Below are 20225 nucleotides of genomic sequence, written 5' to 3' on the forward strand. Positions count from 1 at the left end.
GTTTTTTGGTAAATGCTAACAGGTGAGAGCCCCGAGTGAAATACAGTATCGTTGAGTGTCTATCTACTAGTTTTCAGCTGTCCTTTTTGGGGAAATAACTAATAAATAAAATCATGACGTTAGCAAGGGAGGAGCGACATTGAAAAATTTTTATTTGTTTGGTGTTACGTTGATGTTCATCGTATTATGTTTCATTTCCTTAGGTAATTCCGTAGGCGCAAAGTCAGCTAGCATTGTCGACCTTAAGCCACTCATTGAAAAGACAGGCAGCGGCAAACTCATTTTAAAAAGTAAAAAAGAAGTGACCTACGTTGTGAATGAACCGATTAAGAATGTGAAGTGTAGTATCCAAGGCGCACCAGAAGGTTCCTCTATCAAAGCGAACTTCAAAGGATACGGAAATGCAACGACGCCATCCTTGCTCCACTATCAGTCAGGTATCAACAACATTACCATCAAGAACGTTACTTTCGATTTGGCATTGGTTGGGAGAGGTGCTGTGAACTTTTATCAAAATACTAATATCATCGTGGAAAACTGTTTTTTCACAGGTTACTCTAAAACATATGGCTGGCGAGCGGTAGATAGTTCTATTTGCTTCACGGATAGCAAGAATATAACCATTCGCAATAACCGCTTTATTAATAATGGCTACCAATATGGCAGAGTTCTAAACGAGCTAAATCGCTGCATTACCATCCAAGGAAACTTCGGCGACAACTACACAATTTCCAACAATGAATTTACAAAAGTAAACCAAGCAATCGTTGTAAATGGCAATAGAATAAGCAAATTCAACGTCTACAATAACGCGTTCAATGCTGTCGTTGATAATAGTCTATATCTGCTAAATATCCCCATTGCGAATATTTACAATAATGACTTCAACAAGACAAGGACTACAAATTCTCCCGATGAAGGCATTGTTCTCTCCGGTGGGAACTTCAAAATTACGAATAACCGCGCATATAATGTTCTAAACAAATTCATTGCAATCAATGGCTCAACGAAAAGCGTGGAAGTAACGCATAATACCATCAAAAATGAAAAAACAAAGTTACGGCCAGTGGTTATTGCATGGCGTAACAATACCGCTTATACTGTGCAACAACTCAACTTTTCAAACAATAAAATAGACACAGATACTGCACCTGCCAACTACGATACAATACCGATTGGGAGAGTGAATCGGCTGACCATCCAAGGAAATCAATTCGTTCTAAAAGGCCTCTCTAATTATCAAAATTTGTTTAGTTTGCAAGGCAGGGCGACGATTGGCTTTGTACAAATTACCAGAAATACGGTGAAACCTCGTGCCGGTAGCACCATCTCTAAAAAGGCTTTTTTTCTACGTGAAAAAGCTCCCGTGATTCCTAAAATCAATATATTAAAGCTGAACAGTAATCAATTCAGTGGGAAATATCCGGTGATTTTGAAATAAACGGCTAGAAAATGAGAAAGTCGCTTCTTGTTGGAGTGGCTTTTTTAACTGTATATTTTGTGTAACAAGAAAGTAGATATTGATGCGTTTTCAAAAGGAAAAACAGTTGATACAAACAAATTGTGAGAGAAAGAGATGATAGCGGTTGAATTTTGAAATATGTGATATCAGTGTTTTTACCGTGTTATTTGGTCTATATTTTTTTACTAACTGGCATGACATTGAACTCAGTTGGTGATATTCTTGTGAGCGTTAAGTGGGAGTATGGTATTAATTAGAGAAAGAAAGGTACGGAGGTATACGGAAACGTTTGGTAAGGGTTGCCATGCTGTATGAATATTAATTTCTGTAGTAGTCATTACGAATAAATTTTATATACATATGCATATAGGTATGTTATAATGAACGTGGAAAAAGGTATACATGATTTACCCAAAGCGAAGCCCCAGTCTCCTGCCAGAGATTGGGGCTTCTTTTTTGGTTAGCAAACCGTCTACTGCTTTTTTTTCTTGCGTCGAGTCTCTAACCAGTGATTGAAGATTGCAAGGATGCAACCAACAATGACCGGCGCAAGAATGGTGGAAAAAAAGATATACATAATCTACCCCCCTTCCCTAGATGCTGTTCTCGTCTCTAGAGGTAGACGGCTTCTTAATTATAACATGTTGAGCAGGTCTTGGCACTTTCACCACGATTTTTGAAAACGCATAATAAAAAATAGAATGCCCAATCAAACTAGGCATTCCACTCCTCACTTATAATCTTTCCCCATCCGATAATGCCCGCCAATCTTCGGAATTACGAACTCTTCGCCAACCGAATAGAATCCCATTTTTTCATAAAATCCAATCGCAATTACGCGCGCATTACACCAAAGCAAATCGGCATCACGCCGAGCCAATTCCTCCTCAGCAAACACAATCACAGCTTTTCCAAGTCCGCGCAATCGCGCCTTAGAATCACTAGCCATTCCGCGTAATCGATATTGTTTCGCACCTTCAAAATGGCTGTCAGATTCTTCGTAAAAACTCCCAATCGCAACCAACTGCTCGTCGTCATCAAACACCCCAACATGAAACGTTGTCTTATCCTCATCTCCTGGATAGACAAGTGCCTCCACTGGATGATCCGGAATCAGCACGCGGTGGCGCAAATCGTGTGTTTGGGTGGCTTCTATAAACCGTGTTTCCATCTATACCATTCCCTCTCTCAAAAGCAAGTTACTTGGAATGATTGTACCCAATTTTTCGGGATTTAGCAACGATTATTGTGCGGTTTTCGCGAATTCTGCTTCACGCAGAGTCACTCGGCGAACTTTTCCGGAATCGGTTTTTGGTAAGCTTTCGACAAACTCGATACGTCGTGGATATTTATACGGCGCGGTGTGTTCTTTCGTGAAATTCTGCAATTCTTTCACAAGCGCTGTATCGCCAACAAACTCGTCTTTCAAAACGATGAAAGCTTTCACTACCGTACCACGAATCTCATCAGGGCTTGCTACAACAGCAACCTCTTTCACACTCGGATGATTTGTCAATGCATCCTCAACTTCAAATGGACCAATCGTGTAGCCGGAACTAATGATAATATCGTCGTTGCGACCCTGGAACCAGTAATAATCGTCCTCATCACGATACGCGCGGTCGCCGGAAACGAAATAATCGCCACGAATCGCTTTTTCCAAACGCTCTGGTTCTTTGTAGTATTCTTGGAACAGCGCTGGGAAATCTTTGCGCATCGCGATATCGCCAATTTCACCAACGCCAACAGGTTGCCCATTTTCATCAATAATTGCCATGTACTCTGGCATAATCGGCTTGCCCATCGATCCCGGACGAATCGGAAAATCAACAAGCGTACCAATCAGAAGTGTACTCTCGGTTTGACCATAACCATCGCGCACTTTAATGTCAAAATTGTCTTGAAAAACTGTTATCACTTCGCGGTTTAGTGGCTCTCCAGCAGAAACAGCGCTACGCAAATGACTCAAATCATACGTATCCAAATGATCCGCCTTCGCCATCAAACGGTATTCCGTCGGCGTACAGCACAACACATTCACCTTCCTATCTTGCAAAAGTTCCAACTGCTTTGCAGGACGAAAACGCCCATTATAAATGAAGCCCGTCGCGCCTTTGCCTAAAACAGATAAGAACGGCGACCAAACCCATTTTTGCCAGCCAGGCCCCGCTGTTGCCCAAACGGTATCACTCTCACGAATATCCAACCAGTGATCTGCTGCAATTCGAATGTGCGCATAACCCCAGCCATGTACATGCACAACGCCCTTCGGATTTCCCGTCGTGCCTGAGGTAAAGGCCAGCAAACATGGATCATCCTTGCGCGTGGCTACTTTTTCAAATTGCACCTTAGCGGTATCAACCAACTGCTGATAACTCTGCCAACCATCAATCGCGCTATCTCTACCAACAACAATTCGCGTCACAACACTCGGCATGTCCATAATTTTATCAAATTCTGCTGTACAACTCGCATCCGCAATGATTGCCCTCACATCCGCATGATGAATCCGATACTCCAAATCATGCGCCTTCAAAAGCTCTGAAGCTGGAATAATAATCGCACCAGTCAGCCAAATACCCATGTAAACTGCGTACGTCTCGAGCAGCCGTGGCATCATAACGATTACGTGGTCACCTTTTCCAATTCCAGAATCCTTCATCACATTTGCAAAACGATTAGCTGTTTCTAATAATCGATGATACGACCATTCCTTCACTATCCCAGCTTCATTTTCCCAAATCAACGCCGTCTTCTCTGAGTCAAACTGCGCAATCTCATCCGTAATATTATAAAATTCAGGGGCAATTAAATTTTCTGATTTCATTTGGAAACATCTCCTTGGTTTAGGTTTTTTATGACCTGATACTAATATATGGTACTATATCAAACAAGCCAAAGCAAATAAAAGACACAAACCGCATACCTATGCTAAAATAAAGAATAATCAAGAGGGGAGAACAATACATGTCTAAAGAAAGCTATATGCGTGATGCTCTAATCGAAGCCGAAAAAGCACGTGAAAAAGGAGAAGTACCAATCGGCGCGGTTGTCGTGCTTAATGGAGAAATTATCGGGCGAGCGCATAATCTCCGTGAAACAACAAAAAACGCCATCACACACGCCGAAATCCTCGCGATTCAGGATGCCTGTAAAACTCAGGATGCATGGCGACTAGAAGGTGCTGATTTATACGTCACGCTCGAACCTTGTCCAATGTGTAGCGGCGCGATTCTACTTTCCCGCATCGCTAACGTTTATTACGGAGCTGTTGATCCAAAAGCTGGAACCGCAGGGACGCTCATGAATCTGCTCCAAGATTCGCGCTTCAATCATCAATGTGAAGTCGAAGCAGGAATCTTAGCTGATGAATGCGGTGCTATCCTTACTAATTTTTTCCGAGATTTGCGTGCGAGAAAGAAACAGCAAAAAGAGTCTTAATGCCTATTTTAATGCAAGGAACATCCATTATATTATCATTTGTGAATAAATGTGCAATAAACTGATAGTACTTAACTAAGCCGTCTGTCTCATTTTATCCCTCCATGTTTTCCCTTATGAAAATAGAACCAAAAGAACTAAACAAATTTAGGCTGAAATGAGATAGAATAAGAATTAGATAAAATTTATTCTAATTAGACGACTCTTTCATATTTATGTGAGAAAATAGACAAAGTGTGAAAATAGAAATATTTCTTGCGGAATAGGGGATTTTCGCATTTGTTCTTTCTCTGCGTAAACATTTGTGAACTAAAATACAACCGAGCGTAATTGTATTCACTGTTTTTCACAAGTGATTAATGTGTATAGTAAAGAGTCGGCCAATTATAATAACACAAAACAAAAGGGATTAAATGCCCGAATATCACAAAAAGGAGGAAAAAAGGTGGATAAACTTTTCTTAGCTAGACTTCAATTCGGATCAACAACTGTGTTCCATTTCTTATTTGTACCACTTTCTATTGGACTTGTATTTATGGTTGCTCTCATGGAAACGTTGTATGTTGTGAAGAAAAAAGAAGTCTACAAAAAAATGTCGAAGTTCTGGGGGCATTTGTTCTTAATTAACTTCGCTGTTGGGGTTGTAACCGGGATTATTCAGGAGTTCCAATTTGGAATGAACTGGTCAGATTACTCGCGGTTCGTGGGGGATGTATTTGGAGCGCCACTTGCAATTGAAGCGCTACTTGCTTTCTTTATGGAATCAACGTTTATCGGGCTATGGATTTTCGGCTGGGACCGCTTGAATAAGAAATTACATTTAATGTGTATTTGGCTTGTTGCACTGGGCACGGTTTTTTCTGCGTTCTGGATCTTAGCAGCAAACTCGTTCATGCAACATCCAGTAGGGTTCCAAGAAATTAATGGTCGTGCGGAAATGAATGATTTCTGGGCGCTTATTACGAATGGACAGTTACTTGTGGAGTTCCCACACGTTATTTTTGGTGCGTTCGCGACCGGGGCATTCTTTGTGGCTGGGGTCAGCGCATACAAATTACTTAAAAAGCAAGATGTGGACTTTTTCCGTAAGTCGTTCCAAATCGCGCTTGTGCTCGTTATTATTGGTGGTTTTGGTACGGCCTTTAGTGGTCACCAGCAAGCACAATATCTCGTTAAAACACAACCGATGAAAATGGCTGCAACGGAAGGGATTTGGGAAGATACAGCCGATCCGGCACCGTGGACGATGATCGCGGGTATTGATGTTGATAACCAGAAAAATACGTGGGAAGTCAACATTCCCTATGCGCTAAGTTTCCTTTCGTACTCGACGTTCTCTGGCAGTGTGCAAGGTATGAAATCGCTACAAGCAGAGTATCAAGAGAAGTACAAAGATCGTTTCGGGGCGGATATGAACTACATTCCTCCTGTTAAAACGTCATTCTGGAGCTTCCGTATTATGGTGCTTTCTGGTATGTTGATGATTCTATTCGGCTTGTGGGGAGCTTTCCTTGCATGGCGTAAAAAACTAACAACGTCAAAATGGTATCTACGTTTGATGATTCCGATGATTGCTTTCCCATTCATCGCGAACTCAATGGGCTGGATTATGACGGAAGTTGGGCGTCAACCGTGGGTAGTCTTTGGCTACATGTCAACGGCAGACGGGGTTTCACCGAACGTTTCGGCGGGCTCGATATTGTTCTCGCTCATTGCGTTTTCGGCGATTTATTTAGCGCTCGCGATTGTACTCGTGTGGCTATTTGTTCGTGAAATTAAGGCTGGACCTGACGCGCATAATCATGATAAGAAAAAAGGCAAAAAAGCGCCTGCGTCTGTCGATCCATTTGATTTAAAGGGGGCGAATTAAGATGGAATTAAACGAACTGTGGTTCCTTTTAGTTGCTGTGCTTTTCATCGGATTCTTTTTCTTGGAAGGCTTTGATTTCGGTGTTGGGATTTCGACTCGTTTTGTTGCTCGGAATGATTTGGAGCGTCGTGTTTTGATTAATACGATTGGTCCGTTCTGGGATGCGAATGAGGTTTGGTTGCTGACGGCTGGGGGTGCGATTTTTGCGGCGTTTCCTAACTGGTATGCGACGATGTTTAGTGGGTATTATATTCCACTTGTGTTCTTCTTGCTGGCGCTCATTGGTCGCGGTGTTTCGTTTGAATTCCGCGGGAAACATGACACGAAGGCTTGGGTGAAGACGTGGGATTGGGTTATTTTTATCGGTAGTATTTTGCCTCCGTTCTTACTTGGCGTCTTGTTCTCGTCCCTTGTTGCGGGAATGCCGATTAATAGTGAGATGAATATGAATGCAGGATTCTTTGATTACATTACGCCGTTCTCGCTTATGGGTGGGTTGACGGTAACGCTGATTTGTTACTTCCATGGTTTGCTATTTATTACGCTTCGTACGCATGATGATCTTCGTGAGCGCGCGACTCGTATTGCCAAACGGATGTGGTTTGTAACAGTTCCTGTGCTTGCTATTTTTGTGGTGATGGCGTTCTTCTATACAGATATTTTCCAAGTTCGCCCGATTTTGTTACCGATTATGATAGGTGCAACGGTCGTGTTCTACGTAATCTCTGCGCTTGCGCTTTGGAAGGGGCGCGAAGGTTGGGCGTTTGCCTTTAGTGGACTTGGAATTGTTGGGACGATCGGTGCGATTTTTGCAGGATTGTTCCCGCGTGTCATGATTAGTTCAACGAGTTCGTTGTATGATTTGACGATTCATAATGCAGCATCCGGCGATTATTCGCTAAAAGTAATGACAATCGTGGCTCTGACGCTTTTGCCGTTCGTACTAGGTTATCAAATCTGGAGCTATTATGTGTTCCGCAAGCGTGTATCCAGTAAGGAGAAAATGACGTACTAATGGGTAGAGATTTATTGAAATACCAAGGTATAAAACCAATCCTTGCCATGCTAGCCGTCCTGACAATCGTTCAGGGCGCGGCTATCATTGCGATGGCGAAATACTTAGCAACTGCGATTACGACACTGTTTCACGGAGATTCGTGGGCAGACGCGCTGTTCGATTTAGGCCTCTTTGCGGGGGCTTATCTCGTACGGCATTTTTTGAATGTATGGAAACGCAAAATTGTATATGACTATGCCGCAAAAACGGGAACTGCGATGCGTGAGTCTTTGCTTTCTAAACTGTTTCTACTTGGGCCGCGATTTACGAGTGCGGAAGGGACAGGAAAAGTGGTGACGATGGTCATGGAAGGTGTCGCTGATTTCCGTCGTTATTTGGAGTTATTTTTGCCGAAGTTGATGAACATGTCGATTATTCCGGCGATGATTTTAATCTACGTATTTATGGAAGATACGACATCGGGCGTGATTCTAATTTTGACGTTACCGATTTTGATTCTATTTTTGGTGATGATTGGGCTGGCAACGAGGGCTCAAGCGGATCGCCAGTTTGAGACGCACCGGGTTTTGTCGAATCATTTTGTGGATTCATTAAAAGGACTTGAAACGCTCAAGTATCTCGGGATTAGTCGCTCGCATGAGGGGAATATTGCGAAAGTGAGTGAGGATTATCGAAAAGCGACGATGGGGACTTTGCGGATGGCGTTTTTGTCTTCGTTTGCGCTGGACTTCTTTACGATGCTTTCGGTCGCAACGGTGGCGGTGTTTCTTGGGCTAGGCTTGATTGAGTCGACGATGATTTTGCAGCCGGCACTCGCGATTCTTATTTTAGCTCCGGAGTACTTTTTACCAGTTCGTGAGGTTGGTTCGGACTATCATGCGACGCTGGATGGGCAGGAGGCTGGACGTGTGATTCAGGAGATTATTGACAAGGATATGACGGAGGTTGTGACTGGTCAAGTTTTGGATTATGACGCAAGTACATCATTTACTTTGGAAAATGTGACGGTGCAGCACCAGCCGGATTCGCCGATATCGCTTGATGCGGCAAATTTTACGGTGTCGGGTTTTGAAAAAATCGGTATTATCGGTGCGACGGGGGCTGGGAAGTCAACGATGATTGATGTTTTAAGTGGTTTTTTGGAACCGACAGATGGTGCATTTTTGTGGAATGAGGAGGAGCGTGTGGGGTTGCGTGATGCGGCTTGGCAGAGTCAGGTGACGTATATTCCGCAACATCCTTATTTGTTCCATGAGACTGTACGGGAAAATATTCGATTTTATGCGCCGGATAGTGATGATGCAGCGGTGGAGCAGGCGGCGAATGCGGCTGGGTTGCGTGATTTAGTTGCGGAGCTTGATGAGGGTTACGATACGCTTGTTGGTGAGGCTGGGCGCATACTTAGTGGCGGTCAGGAGCAACGGATTGCGATTGCGCGGGCGTTTTTGAGTGATCGCCGGATTGTGCTGATGGATGAGCCGACTGCGCATTTGGATATTGAGACGGAGTATGAGTTGAAGCAGCCGATGCTTGATTTGTTCGCGGATCGTCTTGTCTTTTTTGCGACGCATCGGTTGCATTGGATGCTTGAAATGGACCGGATTATTGTGCTTGATCATGGCGCGATTGTGGAAGTTGGCACGCACGCAGAATTGCTCGCGAAAAATGGCTTTTATGCGAAATTAATCAAAGCCCAATTGGAGGAGATCTAGATGAGACAAAGTAGCTGGATTGGTCCTTATATTAAACAAAATCGGATGCTTTTCCTCTGGGTTATTTTGCTTGGTTTGCTAACAGTATTTTCAACGGGGGCGTTGATGTTTACGTCGGGGTATTTGATTTCGACAGCGGCAACGATTCCGGAGACGATTTTATTGATTTATGTACCGATCGTTGGGGTTCGGGCATTTGGGATTATGCGTGCGGTATCGCGGTATATTGAACGATTGGCGAGTCATTCGCTCGTTTTGCGAATTTTGGCTAAGATGCGTGTGCGTTTGTATCGTATTATTGAACCGCAGGCGTTATTGATGCGTTCGCGTTATCGGACGGGCGATATTTTGGGGCTGTTATCGGATGATATTGAGCATTTGCAAAATTATTATTTGACGACGCTATTGCCGAATATTGTAGCGATGGTTTTGTATGGCGGTATTGTGATCTCACTCGGCGTCTTTTCGATACCGTTCGCGATTTTATTTTTCGCCTATATTGCTTTGCTTGTGCTTGTGATGCCTTGGGTTTCGTTGCTTTATGCCCGTGGGAAAAATGCGTACATGAAGCAGGAGCGGAATAAGTTGTATCAAAAATTCACGGATGCGGTATTCGGGATTAGTGACTGGATGTTTAGTGGACGTGAAAAAAACTTTATTGCGAGTTATGAGGCGGATGAGAAGTTGCTTTTGGCAGCAGAGACGAAGCAGGCGCGTTTTGCGTCGTTGCGGGACTTTGTTGGGCAACTGATTATCGGTGTCATGGTGCTTTCGATGGTGTATTGGACGAATCGGCAAGCTGTGGATGGCGTTTTTGAGCCAACATTTATTGCAGCGTTCGTGTTGGCGATTTTGGCATTATCGGAGAGCTTTATTCCGGTGAGCAATGCAGTCAGTGATGGCTCGCTTTATAAGGATTCGATTACGCGATTGGAAGAAATTGAAGATGCAGAACTTCTGACTTGGGAAGAGGAAGGGGCGCTTGAAAAAATCGCTATTGATACGGAAAATGTGACTTTGCGCACGGAGAAACTGACTTTTAGTTACGCGGAATCGAAGGCACCGGTTTTACGTGATTTGGATTTTGAGTTGAAGCAGGGCGAGAAGGTCGCGATTTTGGGTCGGAGTGGTACTGGGAAATCGACTTTTTTGAAATTAGTGCAAGGAGCTTTGACGCCGACATCCGGAAGGGTAACGTTGAATGGAGATGATGTCGCAAGGCTCAGACCGCAAATCGCGGAGATGATTTCGATGCTGAATCAGAAGGCGCATTTGTTTAATACAACCGTTTTGAATAATATTCGGATGGGTAATCAGGATGCAACGGATGAGGAAGTGGCGGAAGTTGCGAAACAGGTGAAGCTGCACGACTTCATTATGAGTATGCCGGATGGTTATCGGACGCAGATGACGGAGATGGGCGCGCGTTTTTCTGGTGGCGAACGACAACGGATTGCGCTGGCTCGGATTTTGCTGCAGGATACACCGATTGTTGTGCTGGATGAGCCTACTGTTGGGCTTGATCCGATTACGGAGAAGGAATTGCTCGGCACGATTTTTGAGACGCTGCAAGGAAAGTCGCTCGTTTGGGTGACGCATCATCTTGTTGGTGTGGAGAAAATGGATCGGGTGTTGTTCTTGGAAAATGGTGATGTGATTATGGACGGGACGCATCAGGAATTGTTACAGACCGAAGAGCGGTATCGTCACTTGTATGAATTGGATCGTCCGATTAAATTATAAGTAGAGTATTAAAAAGGCCTGTTTTTGTTGTTTTTGACAATGAGAACAGGTTTTTTTATGTTGTGATAAAGTTGATATTTGCATTAGGAAGTTTACTTTGAGTGTGCAAAAAAATAGTAGACATCGATGCGTTGCAGGAGAGTATATTGTGATGCATGTGATTTTTTTACGTTAAGAAAAGCTTTACATTTACGGTTAAGTTTTATATAATTAAGGAACTTAATTAAGTGTTTTAAATATGTTTTGAAGTGGTGAAATAAATGGAAAATAAGCATGTGGTGAAAGTCGCGAATTTGGATAAAGTCAGGAGTGTTTTGTTCAAACATGGTTCAGCGACGAAAGCGAAGTTGGCGAGTGAGTCGGATATAAGTAGGGTTACGGTGAATGGGCTTGTCAAAGAACTAGTGGAGGCTGGCGAGTTTATCGGTGGGGAATTGATTCATCCTAAAATTGGCCGTCCGTCTGTGCATTATCATTTTAACTATAATTTTGAGCACTATATGTTAATTTCGATTCAAGAGGCGGCTGGGAAATTACATATTATTGCTCGCGTTGTGAACATGCGTGGGGATGTGAAACTGAGGAAATGTTATCCGATGGAAGAGGTAGAAGTAGGTGTAGTTGTAGATGCTGTCAAAGAAATTTTGACAGAAAAAATAGCGGTTACAAGCATTGCAATCTCGATTCCTGGCAAGACAATTGGTTCTAAAATTGCGGTTAGTTGGCGCAATGCACTCAACGGTTGGGATTTGGAGACAGAGATAGGGGACAGATTTGGAATCCCTGTTTATGTGGAGAATGACGCAAATCTTGCAACGATTGGTTACTGCAAAGCGGTGAAAGTTCCTGAAACAGATTATGTAGTTGGAATTTATTATTTGCCGATGAGTATGCCAGGCACGAGTCTCTTTCACAATAATCGGCTTTTCAGAGGTCAAGATGGCTTGGCGGGGGAAGCCCGGTATTTGCCACAGTTGATTGGTCAAGAATGTGCAAGTTCGTTTGATGAATCGGTGCAGAATTTGTTGGAGATTATCGGTATTTACAATAGTCTTTTGGCGCCGCATACATTTGTGATTCATATGGCGGGGCTGAGCCAGGCCGAGTTTGAGTTGCGAATATCTGAGAATGGGATTTTGCAAGATCAGCCGAACAAGGCACAATTTTTCTGCGCGGATTCTTTTGATGAGGATGTCATGGCGGGCTTACAGTGGCTCGCGATGTCAGGTGTAGCGTATCTCACCCTGAAATAGTGAGGAGTGTTGGCAATGAGGGGATTGTTGAAAGTTGAGAACCACCAATGTCAGTGGGAGCATGATGTGCGTTGTAAGCTGTCGCAGAATAGTTTGTATATGATGGCGATTCAGCAGGAGTCGGATTATGTAACGATTATTCCAATCCATAAAATCTTGGCGACATACGAGTTAGGTAATCGTGCTGGGCTGAGATTTCAAGACGCTGGATTTACGTATAGTATTCAAAATGAAGCATTGGTTGCAAAATTATGGGAAGCGGTGAAATAGATGATTAAATTAGTGATTACGGATATGGATGGTACTTTTTTAGATAGCAAGGGCGAGTTCAATCGTGAATTGTACCAGGAAGTAAAGGAAATGATGATACGTAAAAATGTGGCTTTCGCAGCCTGTACTGGGAAACAATGTGATCGTGTGGAGCAACTATTTGGGCCAGAGGATACGAAAGATTTGTGGATTCTAGGTGACAGTGCAGCGCGGATTAAGCGAAACGGGGAGTTTGTCTATGAGTCACTAATTAAGAATAAATTGGGGCTTGAGATGATTGCGAAATTGGAAGCGTATCGTCTAGATTATGTGATTATTGCTTGTACTTCGGCGGGGGCGATTGTGAAGGATACGGTTCCGGATGAGCTTTTTAATCGGATGAAATACTCGTATTCGGAATTGCGTCGGGTAGCTGATTTTAGTGAAATTGATGTTGATTTTGTGAAAATTTCAATTTATGATGTGAAAGAAGATAGCTTTCAGACGCGGACACAATTGGAGGAATTTTTTGATAAGGCGTATATTGTGGCTTCAGAAGGGGCTTGGATTGATATTTCGGATGTTGGCGTTCACAAAGGGACAACGGTGGCTAGGCTACAGGAGATTCTTGGCGTGACACATGATGAAACAATGGTCTTCGGTGATGGGCTGAATGATTTGGAGTTGATGGAGGCCGGGCTTTATAGTTTTGCGATGCGGAATGGTTTTCCCGAAACAAAAGAGGTAGCTAATTTTATCACACGGTCGAACGATGAGGATGGAGTATTGCGCACGATTAAGCAGATTTTAACATTGCAGTGAACGTAGCAGAAAAAGGAGTTTATATGGAGAAAAAATGGTATTATGCGATTTTGATTATTTTTACGACGTGTGGATTTAGTTTTTCGAGTTGGATTTCGCGAACGCCGGAATTGCGGGACGCGTTGCATGCGACGACTGGGACGATGGGCATTATTTTGCTCGGGTTGTCGATGGGGTCGATTCTCGGATTGGTTCTGGCTAACTTTTTTGTGCGGGCGCGGGGCGGAAGATTTGCGATTATGACGAGTGCGTTTTTCATGTTTAGTGGGTTTATTACGCTTTCGATTGGTGCGCTTATGGCTGGACAAATCGTGGTTTTCGCGGCGCTATTTATTTTTGGAATGGGCGCGGGAATGTGTAATGTTGCGATGAACCTGGAAGGAACCGAGATTGAGTATCGGATTCAAAAAACAATTATGCCAGTCTTGCATGCGGCGTTTAGTATCGGAACGCTTGTGGGAGCTGGAATCGGAGCGCTTTTTATCAAATTAGGCATATCGGTCAGTTGGCATTTGACGATTATGGCGTGTTTGTTGTTCATGATTCTGATGACTTCAACGCGGTTTGTGCCGGCGGGAATTGGTAAAGATTCGGTAGCGGATAAGAATGTGAGTGCGGAGGAAAGGGCTCTGGACAGACGTTTGTGGTTGAACAAGCGGACGGTAGCGCTGGCGCTTATGGCACTCTGTCTCGCGTTTGTTGAAGGCTCGGCGAATGACTGGATTCCGCTCGCGATGGTGGATGGTTATAACGTTTCACACAGTTTTAGTACGATTATTTATGGCGTTTTCTTGACTGGTATGATTAGCGGGCGGTTGGTGAGTGGTCGTCTAATTGATACGTACGGCCGTGTGTTGTTACTCCGCATCGCTGTAGCACTTGCTGCCGTTGGCTTGCTACTCGTTATTTTGAAAATTTCTATCGTTCTATGTGTTATCGCGATTTTCTTATGGGGACTTGGCGCTTCGCTCGGTTTCCCAATGACGATTTCAGCAGCTGGGGATGAGAGTCAGTTTGCGGTGCGGCGTGTAAGTTTGGTGACGTTGGCTGGATATAGTGCATCACTTGCAGGACCACCGCTACTTGGTTTTTTAGCGAATCATTTTGGTTTGCTTAACGCGTTTATTTTCGTGCTTATCGCAATTTGTGTGGCGGGCTTGTTTACGAGTAATGTGGCGAAGATAAAGTAGGTATCATAAAAATACCCCGAGTTCTTTGTGATTCATGAGAACTCGGGGTATTTTTGGTTGACTTATTGAACAGTTTGTGAGGAAGTGTAGAGAACGTTACCAGCTGTGTCTAATGCTTTTACTTCAAAAATAGTACCGGCGATGCGTAGAGCTGGGACGTCATAAATATATACTTTGTAGTCTGTTCCAGTGACTGCACCATAGCGGATAAACTTACCGTCTACATAGAGTGCAATCATGTGAACGTCGCCTGCGACTGTACCTGTGTTGTAAGTGGAAAGTGTTGTTGTTTCGTTAGGCATGACACTACCTTTGATGGTTTTTACTTTTACGTTAGCAGAAGCGCGTTCGCCTTCGTTGCCAAGGCTATCTACAGCAACTACTTCGAATGTTTGACCTTCTGATTTGAGCAAGGCAATATCGGATGCATAGATCTTAAATGTGTCACCTGTAACGGCGCCGTAGCGGGCGAATTGACCGTCGATGTAAAGCGCGATTTTCTTCGCTTCAGAGGAGACTGTACCTGTGATGTAGTTTGTGCCTTTGAAGTAGTCGTCAATCATTGGTTTAGCAATTTTTTCTGGTACTACTTTCGCAGAAACTATCGAGCTTGATTTGAGTCCAATTGTGCCGTCTGTAGCGATTGGTGCGACTTCGAAGCTTTGCCCAGCGACTTGTAGTTCGGGTGTTGTGCTAGCGTAGATTTGATACGTGCCATTGCTTGCGGCAGCTGTGCGGATGAGTTTACCGTTCACATAGATGCCGACTTTTGTTACGCCTGCTTTCGTTGTTCCTGTGATGTTGTGGTTGCCTACAGTATAAGTGTCGATCGTGACTTCACCGAGTGCGAGTTGGCGTTGTGCTTTGTTGATCGCTTGTTGTAACTCGATTTTCTTGGCTGGATCGATCACGGTGTTTACGAGTTGTTGGGTAGCGTCGATAGCAGCTTGGTCCGTCGTGTTTTTGATAGTACCTTTCGTATCATCGTTGTCGAATAAGGCTTTGACTGTATTCTCGGCGGCTAATTGATTGGCGATTTCTGCATTTTTGGTGTCTAACAACGCTTGAGCTTTTGCGATATCTTGTTCTAAAGTGGCTTTAATAGTCGGGTCTGTGACTTGGTTTACGAGATTTTTTGCATTGTCGATGTCAGTTTGGGCTACGCCGTTCGCTAGATTTGTATGGTTGGTGTCGCTAAACAAGTTATCGACGGTGGTTTTTGCGTTGTTTTGAAGGGCAAGTTGTGTATCTAATTGTGATTGTGCGTTGTCTAATTCGGTTTGTAACGCTGCTTTTTTTGCTGGATCTGTGACTGTATTTATCAGATCTTGGATGGTATCAATAGCTTCTTGGGTAGTTGTGTCTTTGATTGTTCCGTTTGAATCATTATTATTGAACAACTCTTTTAAGCCATTTTCAGCCGCATCTTGGCGTGCGTTTTCGGCTGTTTGTATATTTAGTAGGTTTTGAGCCTTATTTAAGTCTTCTAGTAGTACTGCTTTTTTAGTAGGATCAGTGACTGCGTCTGCTAATTTTTTTGCGGCGTCAATTTCTTGTTGTGACGTTGTGTTTTTAAGGGTGTTATTGGTTGAATCATCTCCTGTGAATAGTTCCTGCACAGCTTTTTCTGCAGCTTCTTCACGGGCTTTTTCGGCTGCAATTACTTCATTACGAGTATTTAGTTGCGTTTGAGCTTCGTTTAATTGATTTTGCAATTCTGCTCGTACGCTATCAGATAGTATAGCGTCCACTAGTAGTTTTGCGGCATCTATTGCTGCTTGATCCGTGTTGTTGTCTATAGTACCAGTCACTTCTTTATCGATAAATAGGTTAGCTACAGTATCCCGTGCCTCTTGGTTTGCCGCTTCATCTATTTCTTTTACAGAATAATTACTCATAGCAGCAAAATGATAGCCAGTGTTCGTACCAAGATTCTGGTAGGACATTTCTGCTGAAATAACGGTTTTATCGGAAGTCGCTCTAAATTCAATAATTTCATCCTTATTCGTTACGGTTTCTGCAGATCTTCCAGCTAAAGTATACGAATTACTTTTGTATGTCACATTACCAGTGTGTGTTGCTACTCGCGCGTTCATTTTGATGAGACCGTTTTGTGGGCTTGTAGCAAAACCGCCTGTATTATAGAGCTTCGTGTCATATTTAAACTGATATAATTTTCCAGGTTCTGTTTGGATAGTTGTCGCAATATACGCTTTCTTTTCTGCAGTAACTGCTGTATCACGTGTGGAGTAACTAAATGGGTTAGTTGCGGAAATTGCTTGAGTGGAGTTGATATTTGTACGTAACCAGTTGCTATCGTTGTACAAGGTTGGCGTTTTTGAGGGATCTGGGTTTGTTATAATGCTCGATTCACTGATTTGGTAATCTTTGAATTTGTTATTGATTGTTGTGAAGTCTTGGCTGATGAGATTCGGTCCGACTGGGGTGTTAGTATAGTTTCCTGTAGGTCCAATGATAATTGCATTTTCTTCAGCCGCAACTGATAATGCTTGAAAGGGTGTCATAAAGCTAGCTCCAACAATAGACGTTAGTGCTAGCGTGCTGACTAATTTTTTCATTTTCATAAATAATAACCTCTTTCGAATTTTTTGCTTTCTTTGTCTGTGTGGTTCTTGCTGATAACTCTATTTTAACCATCGAAGCCGAAAATTGTGTATTCACTTTTGTCAGTTGTAAGTGTCATTTTTAAAATAAAAAGTTGCGATAAAGTTGATATTGCATTTATAATGAGTCGCAGAAAGGAGGAATGATATGGAATATCTATTTTTTTAGAAAGGAGGAATGATATAGGAAATGATTTTCAAGTAGAAACGGTAACATGGAAAAGATATATATCATTTGAAGGAGGGTTTATCATGAATCATTTTTTTTCACAATTAGTTGCTGATAAAAAGATAAAACGCCAAATTAAATTGTTGACAGCTATTTATGAGGCCAACTATCCAATAACACTGGATGAGATTGCAGAGGAGTTTGGAACTTCTAAACGGACGTTATTTCGAGATATGAAGGATTTGGAATATATCTTGCCGGAAGATATTATTGTGGAGTTTAGTTCCATTTCTGGATACACTGTTAGTAACATGCATTTAATTGAAGATTTAGTTGTCCAAATCGCAGAACAATCACCACTATATAGGATTGTTAATAATGTGTATGATGAGATATTTCTAACTATTGATGAATGGGCTGATGATTTATTTTTATCAACCTCAACGTTGTATCGTTATTTGGGTTATCTGAAAAAGATATTAAAGGAATTTAAATTGGATTTGACGTTAACCCCTGTGACAATTGTTGGTGATGAAGTGAATATTCGTCATTTCTATTTTCATTTTCTCTACAATACGAATGACATTTCTTCTATGAACAGGCCAACAGAGCAAGATAGAGAGATTTTTCATCGGTGGTATAGTACGTTTATAGGTAAGATGAATCGTAAAATAGCGACACAACATCGGAGCGCTTTGTATTGGATTATGGTGATAAGGAAACGGTTGGAGCAGGGACATACGATTCTATTAGACCGGCGTTTGAAGGAGTCAGTAAGACAGTTGTCAACGCATAAGTTCATGCCTGAATCGGGGCAAAATTATTTTCCTGGTATTGAGGAACAATATATGACAGAAGATGAGTTCATGTATGGTAGCTTATTATCGCTGGACAACTACGTGTATGAGGAGAGCGAGACAGTTGATATAAAAGGCTTGATAGACACAGAGAATTTAGAAATAATTAATCGATTTTTAGTAGATGCTTTCAAGAAGCTAGAAAAGGAATTACCGGAACCAGAAATATTTTCTTTATATGTGATGTACTTGCGGAATATCTATTTCCTTACTCAGTTAACACCTCTTTTCCAAAGAAACAGCACTGAGGTAAATAGACTTATTAAGCATAGACATCCAACTATGTATAGCAAGTGGTTAGAAATATTGACTGATGCACCGATTGAAAAAAAGTTTGGGATAGAGTATATAGAGGATGTTGCGGTTAATTTTGCGATGTTTACCTATTTTTCGCATCAGAATAGAACACAGAGAAAAAAACATATTTTGTTTGCTTTTGATGGCAAAAAATCTTACCTGAATTATTTGAATGTTCTAGTAAAAAGTTTTATAAATTCAAATATAGAGATAACTTTTCTTGTGAATCAACACATTACGAATAAAGTAGCTAAGGAATTGGGGGTGGATATTGTGATATATAACTACAAGGAGGATGGTGAAAGGCTTGATTGCATTAAATACAGAACGGAACGTATGCCTACAGATCAAGATTGGGAAAAGATAAACAACCTTATTTTTGATATGGAGTAGGAACGATAGGAGCAAAGAAGCGTGGTTTAGTCTACGGTTCTTTGCTTTTTTTGATTCTTTTCACAATTGACAGCCTCTAGTGACAATTGTGATTACCTTAATAAACTAGAAAATGGTTAAATAGAGTTAGCAGCAAAGAAATAAGGTACTGCCGATAAGTTCACAAAATAGTGGAATCAGTAATATTTTTGAAAAACGCAAGATAATTATAACTGTTAGTAGAAATTTTGTATAGTAGACGCTTTATACTCGCTTATATTTAAATATAAGCGAGTGAGTATTTGAAATTTAATAATCATAGTTCACTAATTGTACACAAAAATGTAAAAAAGTCTATAATTTTAGAGCGAAGAGATTAAATTAAGCTGTTATCATATTATTCAGGAGGTATGAAATATGAATATAGCAGAGCTTTATGATGTTCAAGCCATTGAAAGAGATTTTCATCTTGAAAAATTGCTGCCAATATTATTAGCCGATGATAACTATCCTATTGACAGAAAAAGATTAGTCCTAGGGAAATCAGACATATTCGAAAGTAAGGACAATATTGCTTCATATGTATTTGCGATTGAGAGTGGTGTAAGTTCTGTGTGTATGGGAAATCAAATTATAGACTTTGCTGGTTCAGGTGACTTTATTGGTCTACATGGTGAAGGTGGTACTGGAAAAACGAGAGTAAGTGGCCGGGTTATAACAGACGAACTTATTGTATGGCGTTTTAAGTTTCATGATGTATTGGCAAAAATCATGAACATTCAAGAAGGATATCTATACCATTATAATTATATGATGGGTATTTATAGGACTCATCTCAAAAAAATGATGGCAATGCGCTCGGATAAGCAACAAAGAGTGTTAGCCTTTTTACAAATACTTGTAGAAAAATCTGGACAAAAGGATGGGCCATCTGATGAGTTTATAAAGCTCCCCAGTTTCTTTACAAGGAAGTTGTTAGCCGATTATATCAAAGTAAGTCCAATGACACTTAATACAACAATCAAGCAGTTAGAAGAAGAACGCGATATTATCGTGGATGATCGATTTATATATGTCAGACTATATAACACGATATAGGACTCAATATTCAGATTTATAAGATTATTAATTTAGCGTTTAAGGTGG

General features: G+C 41.9%; 16 protein-coding genes. 12 read left to right on the plus strand and 4 right to left on the minus strand.

Annotated elements, in window-relative coordinates; all coding sequences use genetic code 11:
• The first annotated feature begins 139 nt into the window (after positions 1-139).
• Complete coding sequence (locus R8925_RS04720; protein WP_430534758.1) at positions 140-1441, plus strand: right-handed parallel beta-helix repeat-containing protein; 1302 nt, start codon at positions 140-142, stop codon at positions 1439-1441.
• 493 nt (positions 1442-1934) lie between these two features.
• Here R8925_RS04720 and R8925_RS04725 read toward each other — a convergent pair whose 3' ends face one another.
• From R8925_RS04725 to R8925_RS04735, 3 genes are all read right to left on the minus strand, one after another.
• The gene (locus tag R8925_RS04725) at positions 1935-2039 is read right to left on the minus strand and encodes a type I toxin-antitoxin system Fst family toxin (protein WP_430534759.1); all 105 of its coding nucleotides are present in this window, start codon (positions 2037-2039) and stop codon (positions 1935-1937) included.
• A gap of 153 nt (positions 2040-2192) precedes the next feature.
• Positions 2193-2633, minus strand: coding sequence for a GNAT family N-acetyltransferase (locus R8925_RS04730; RefSeq protein WP_430534760.1), 441 nt, complete (start codon positions 2631-2633; stop codon positions 2193-2195).
• A gap of 72 nt (positions 2634-2705) precedes the next feature.
• Positions 2706-4289, minus strand: coding sequence for an acetate--CoA ligase (locus R8925_RS04735; RefSeq protein WP_430534761.1), 1584 nt, complete (start codon positions 4287-4289; stop codon positions 2706-2708).
• 140 nt (positions 4290-4429) lie between these two features.
• On the opposite strand from R8925_RS04735, the gene tadA reads away from it, so the two are divergent.
• From tadA to R8925_RS04780, 9 genes are all read left to right on the plus strand, one after another.
• On the plus strand, positions 4430-4903 hold the full coding sequence (gene tadA, locus R8925_RS04740) for a tRNA adenosine(34) deaminase TadA (protein ID WP_430534762.1): 474 nt from the start codon (positions 4430-4432) through the stop codon (positions 4901-4903).
• 445 nt (positions 4904-5348) lie between these two features.
• A complete protein-coding gene (locus R8925_RS04745; RefSeq protein ID WP_430534763.1) occupies positions 5349-6773 on the plus strand; it encodes a cytochrome ubiquinol oxidase subunit I in 1425 nt (474 codons plus the stop codon).
• A 1-nt stretch (position 6774) separates the two neighbouring features.
• Positions 6775-7788 carry a cytochrome d ubiquinol oxidase subunit II gene (gene cydB, locus R8925_RS04750; RefSeq protein ID WP_430534764.1) on the plus strand — a complete coding sequence of 338 codons (1014 nt, stop codon included), beginning with the start codon at positions 6775-6777 and terminating at the stop codon, positions 7786-7788.
• Positions 7788-9503 carry a thiol reductant ABC exporter subunit CydD gene (cydD, locus tag R8925_RS04755; protein WP_430534765.1) on the plus strand — a complete coding sequence of 572 codons (1716 nt, stop codon included), beginning with the start codon at positions 7788-7790 and terminating at the stop codon, positions 9501-9503. Before cydB ends, cydD begins: the two co-directional genes overlap by 1 nt.
• A complete protein-coding gene (cydC, locus tag R8925_RS04760) occupies positions 9504-11246 on the plus strand; it encodes a thiol reductant ABC exporter subunit CydC (protein WP_430534766.1) in 1743 nt (580 codons plus the stop codon).
• A gap of 260 nt (positions 11247-11506) precedes the next feature.
• Positions 11507-12499 (plus strand): ROK family protein, encoded by a 993-nt coding sequence (locus R8925_RS04765; RefSeq protein ID WP_430534767.1) that lies wholly within the window; start codon positions 11507-11509, stop codon positions 12497-12499.
• Between the two features lie 15 nt (positions 12500-12514).
• Complete coding sequence (locus tag R8925_RS04770; protein WP_430534768.1) at positions 12515-12769, plus strand: hypothetical protein; 255 nt, start codon at positions 12515-12517, stop codon at positions 12767-12769.
• Positions 12770-13570, plus strand: a complete 801-nt coding sequence (locus R8925_RS04775; RefSeq protein WP_430534769.1) for an HAD-IIB family hydrolase — start codon at positions 12770-12772, stop codon at positions 13568-13570.
• 23 nt (positions 13571-13593) lie between these two features.
• On the plus strand, positions 13594-14760 hold the full coding sequence (locus R8925_RS04780) for an MFS transporter (protein WP_430534770.1): 1167 nt from the start codon (positions 13594-13596) through the stop codon (positions 14758-14760).
• 62 nt (positions 14761-14822) lie between these two features.
• Here the strand turns inward: R8925_RS04780 and R8925_RS04785 are convergent, their stop codons facing one another.
• Positions 14823-17345 (minus strand): toxin Cry1Ac domain D-VI-related protein, encoded by a 2523-nt coding sequence (locus tag R8925_RS04785; protein WP_430534771.1) that lies wholly within the window; start codon positions 17343-17345, stop codon positions 14823-14825.
• A 291-nt stretch (positions 17346-17636) separates the two neighbouring features.
• Between R8925_RS04785 and R8925_RS04790 the strand changes: the two genes are divergently transcribed.
• Positions 17637-19100 carry an AcpB/EbpR/MafR family transcriptional regulator gene (locus R8925_RS04790; protein WP_430534772.1) on the plus strand — a complete coding sequence of 488 codons (1464 nt, stop codon included), beginning with the start codon at positions 17637-17639 and terminating at the stop codon, positions 19098-19100.
• A gap of 396 nt (positions 19101-19496) precedes the next feature.
• Positions 19497-20177: a Crp/Fnr family transcriptional regulator gene (locus R8925_RS04795; RefSeq protein ID WP_430534773.1), complete on the plus strand. Its 681-nt coding sequence runs from the start codon at positions 19497-19499 to the stop codon at positions 20175-20177.
• Positions 20178-20225: the final 48 nt, after the last annotated feature.

Source organism: Listeria rocourtiae subsp. hofi, from assembly GCF_963575615.1.
In the GTDB taxonomy this organism is placed as follows: Bacteria; Bacillota; Bacilli; order Lactobacillales; family Listeriaceae; genus Listeria_A; species Listeria_A hofi.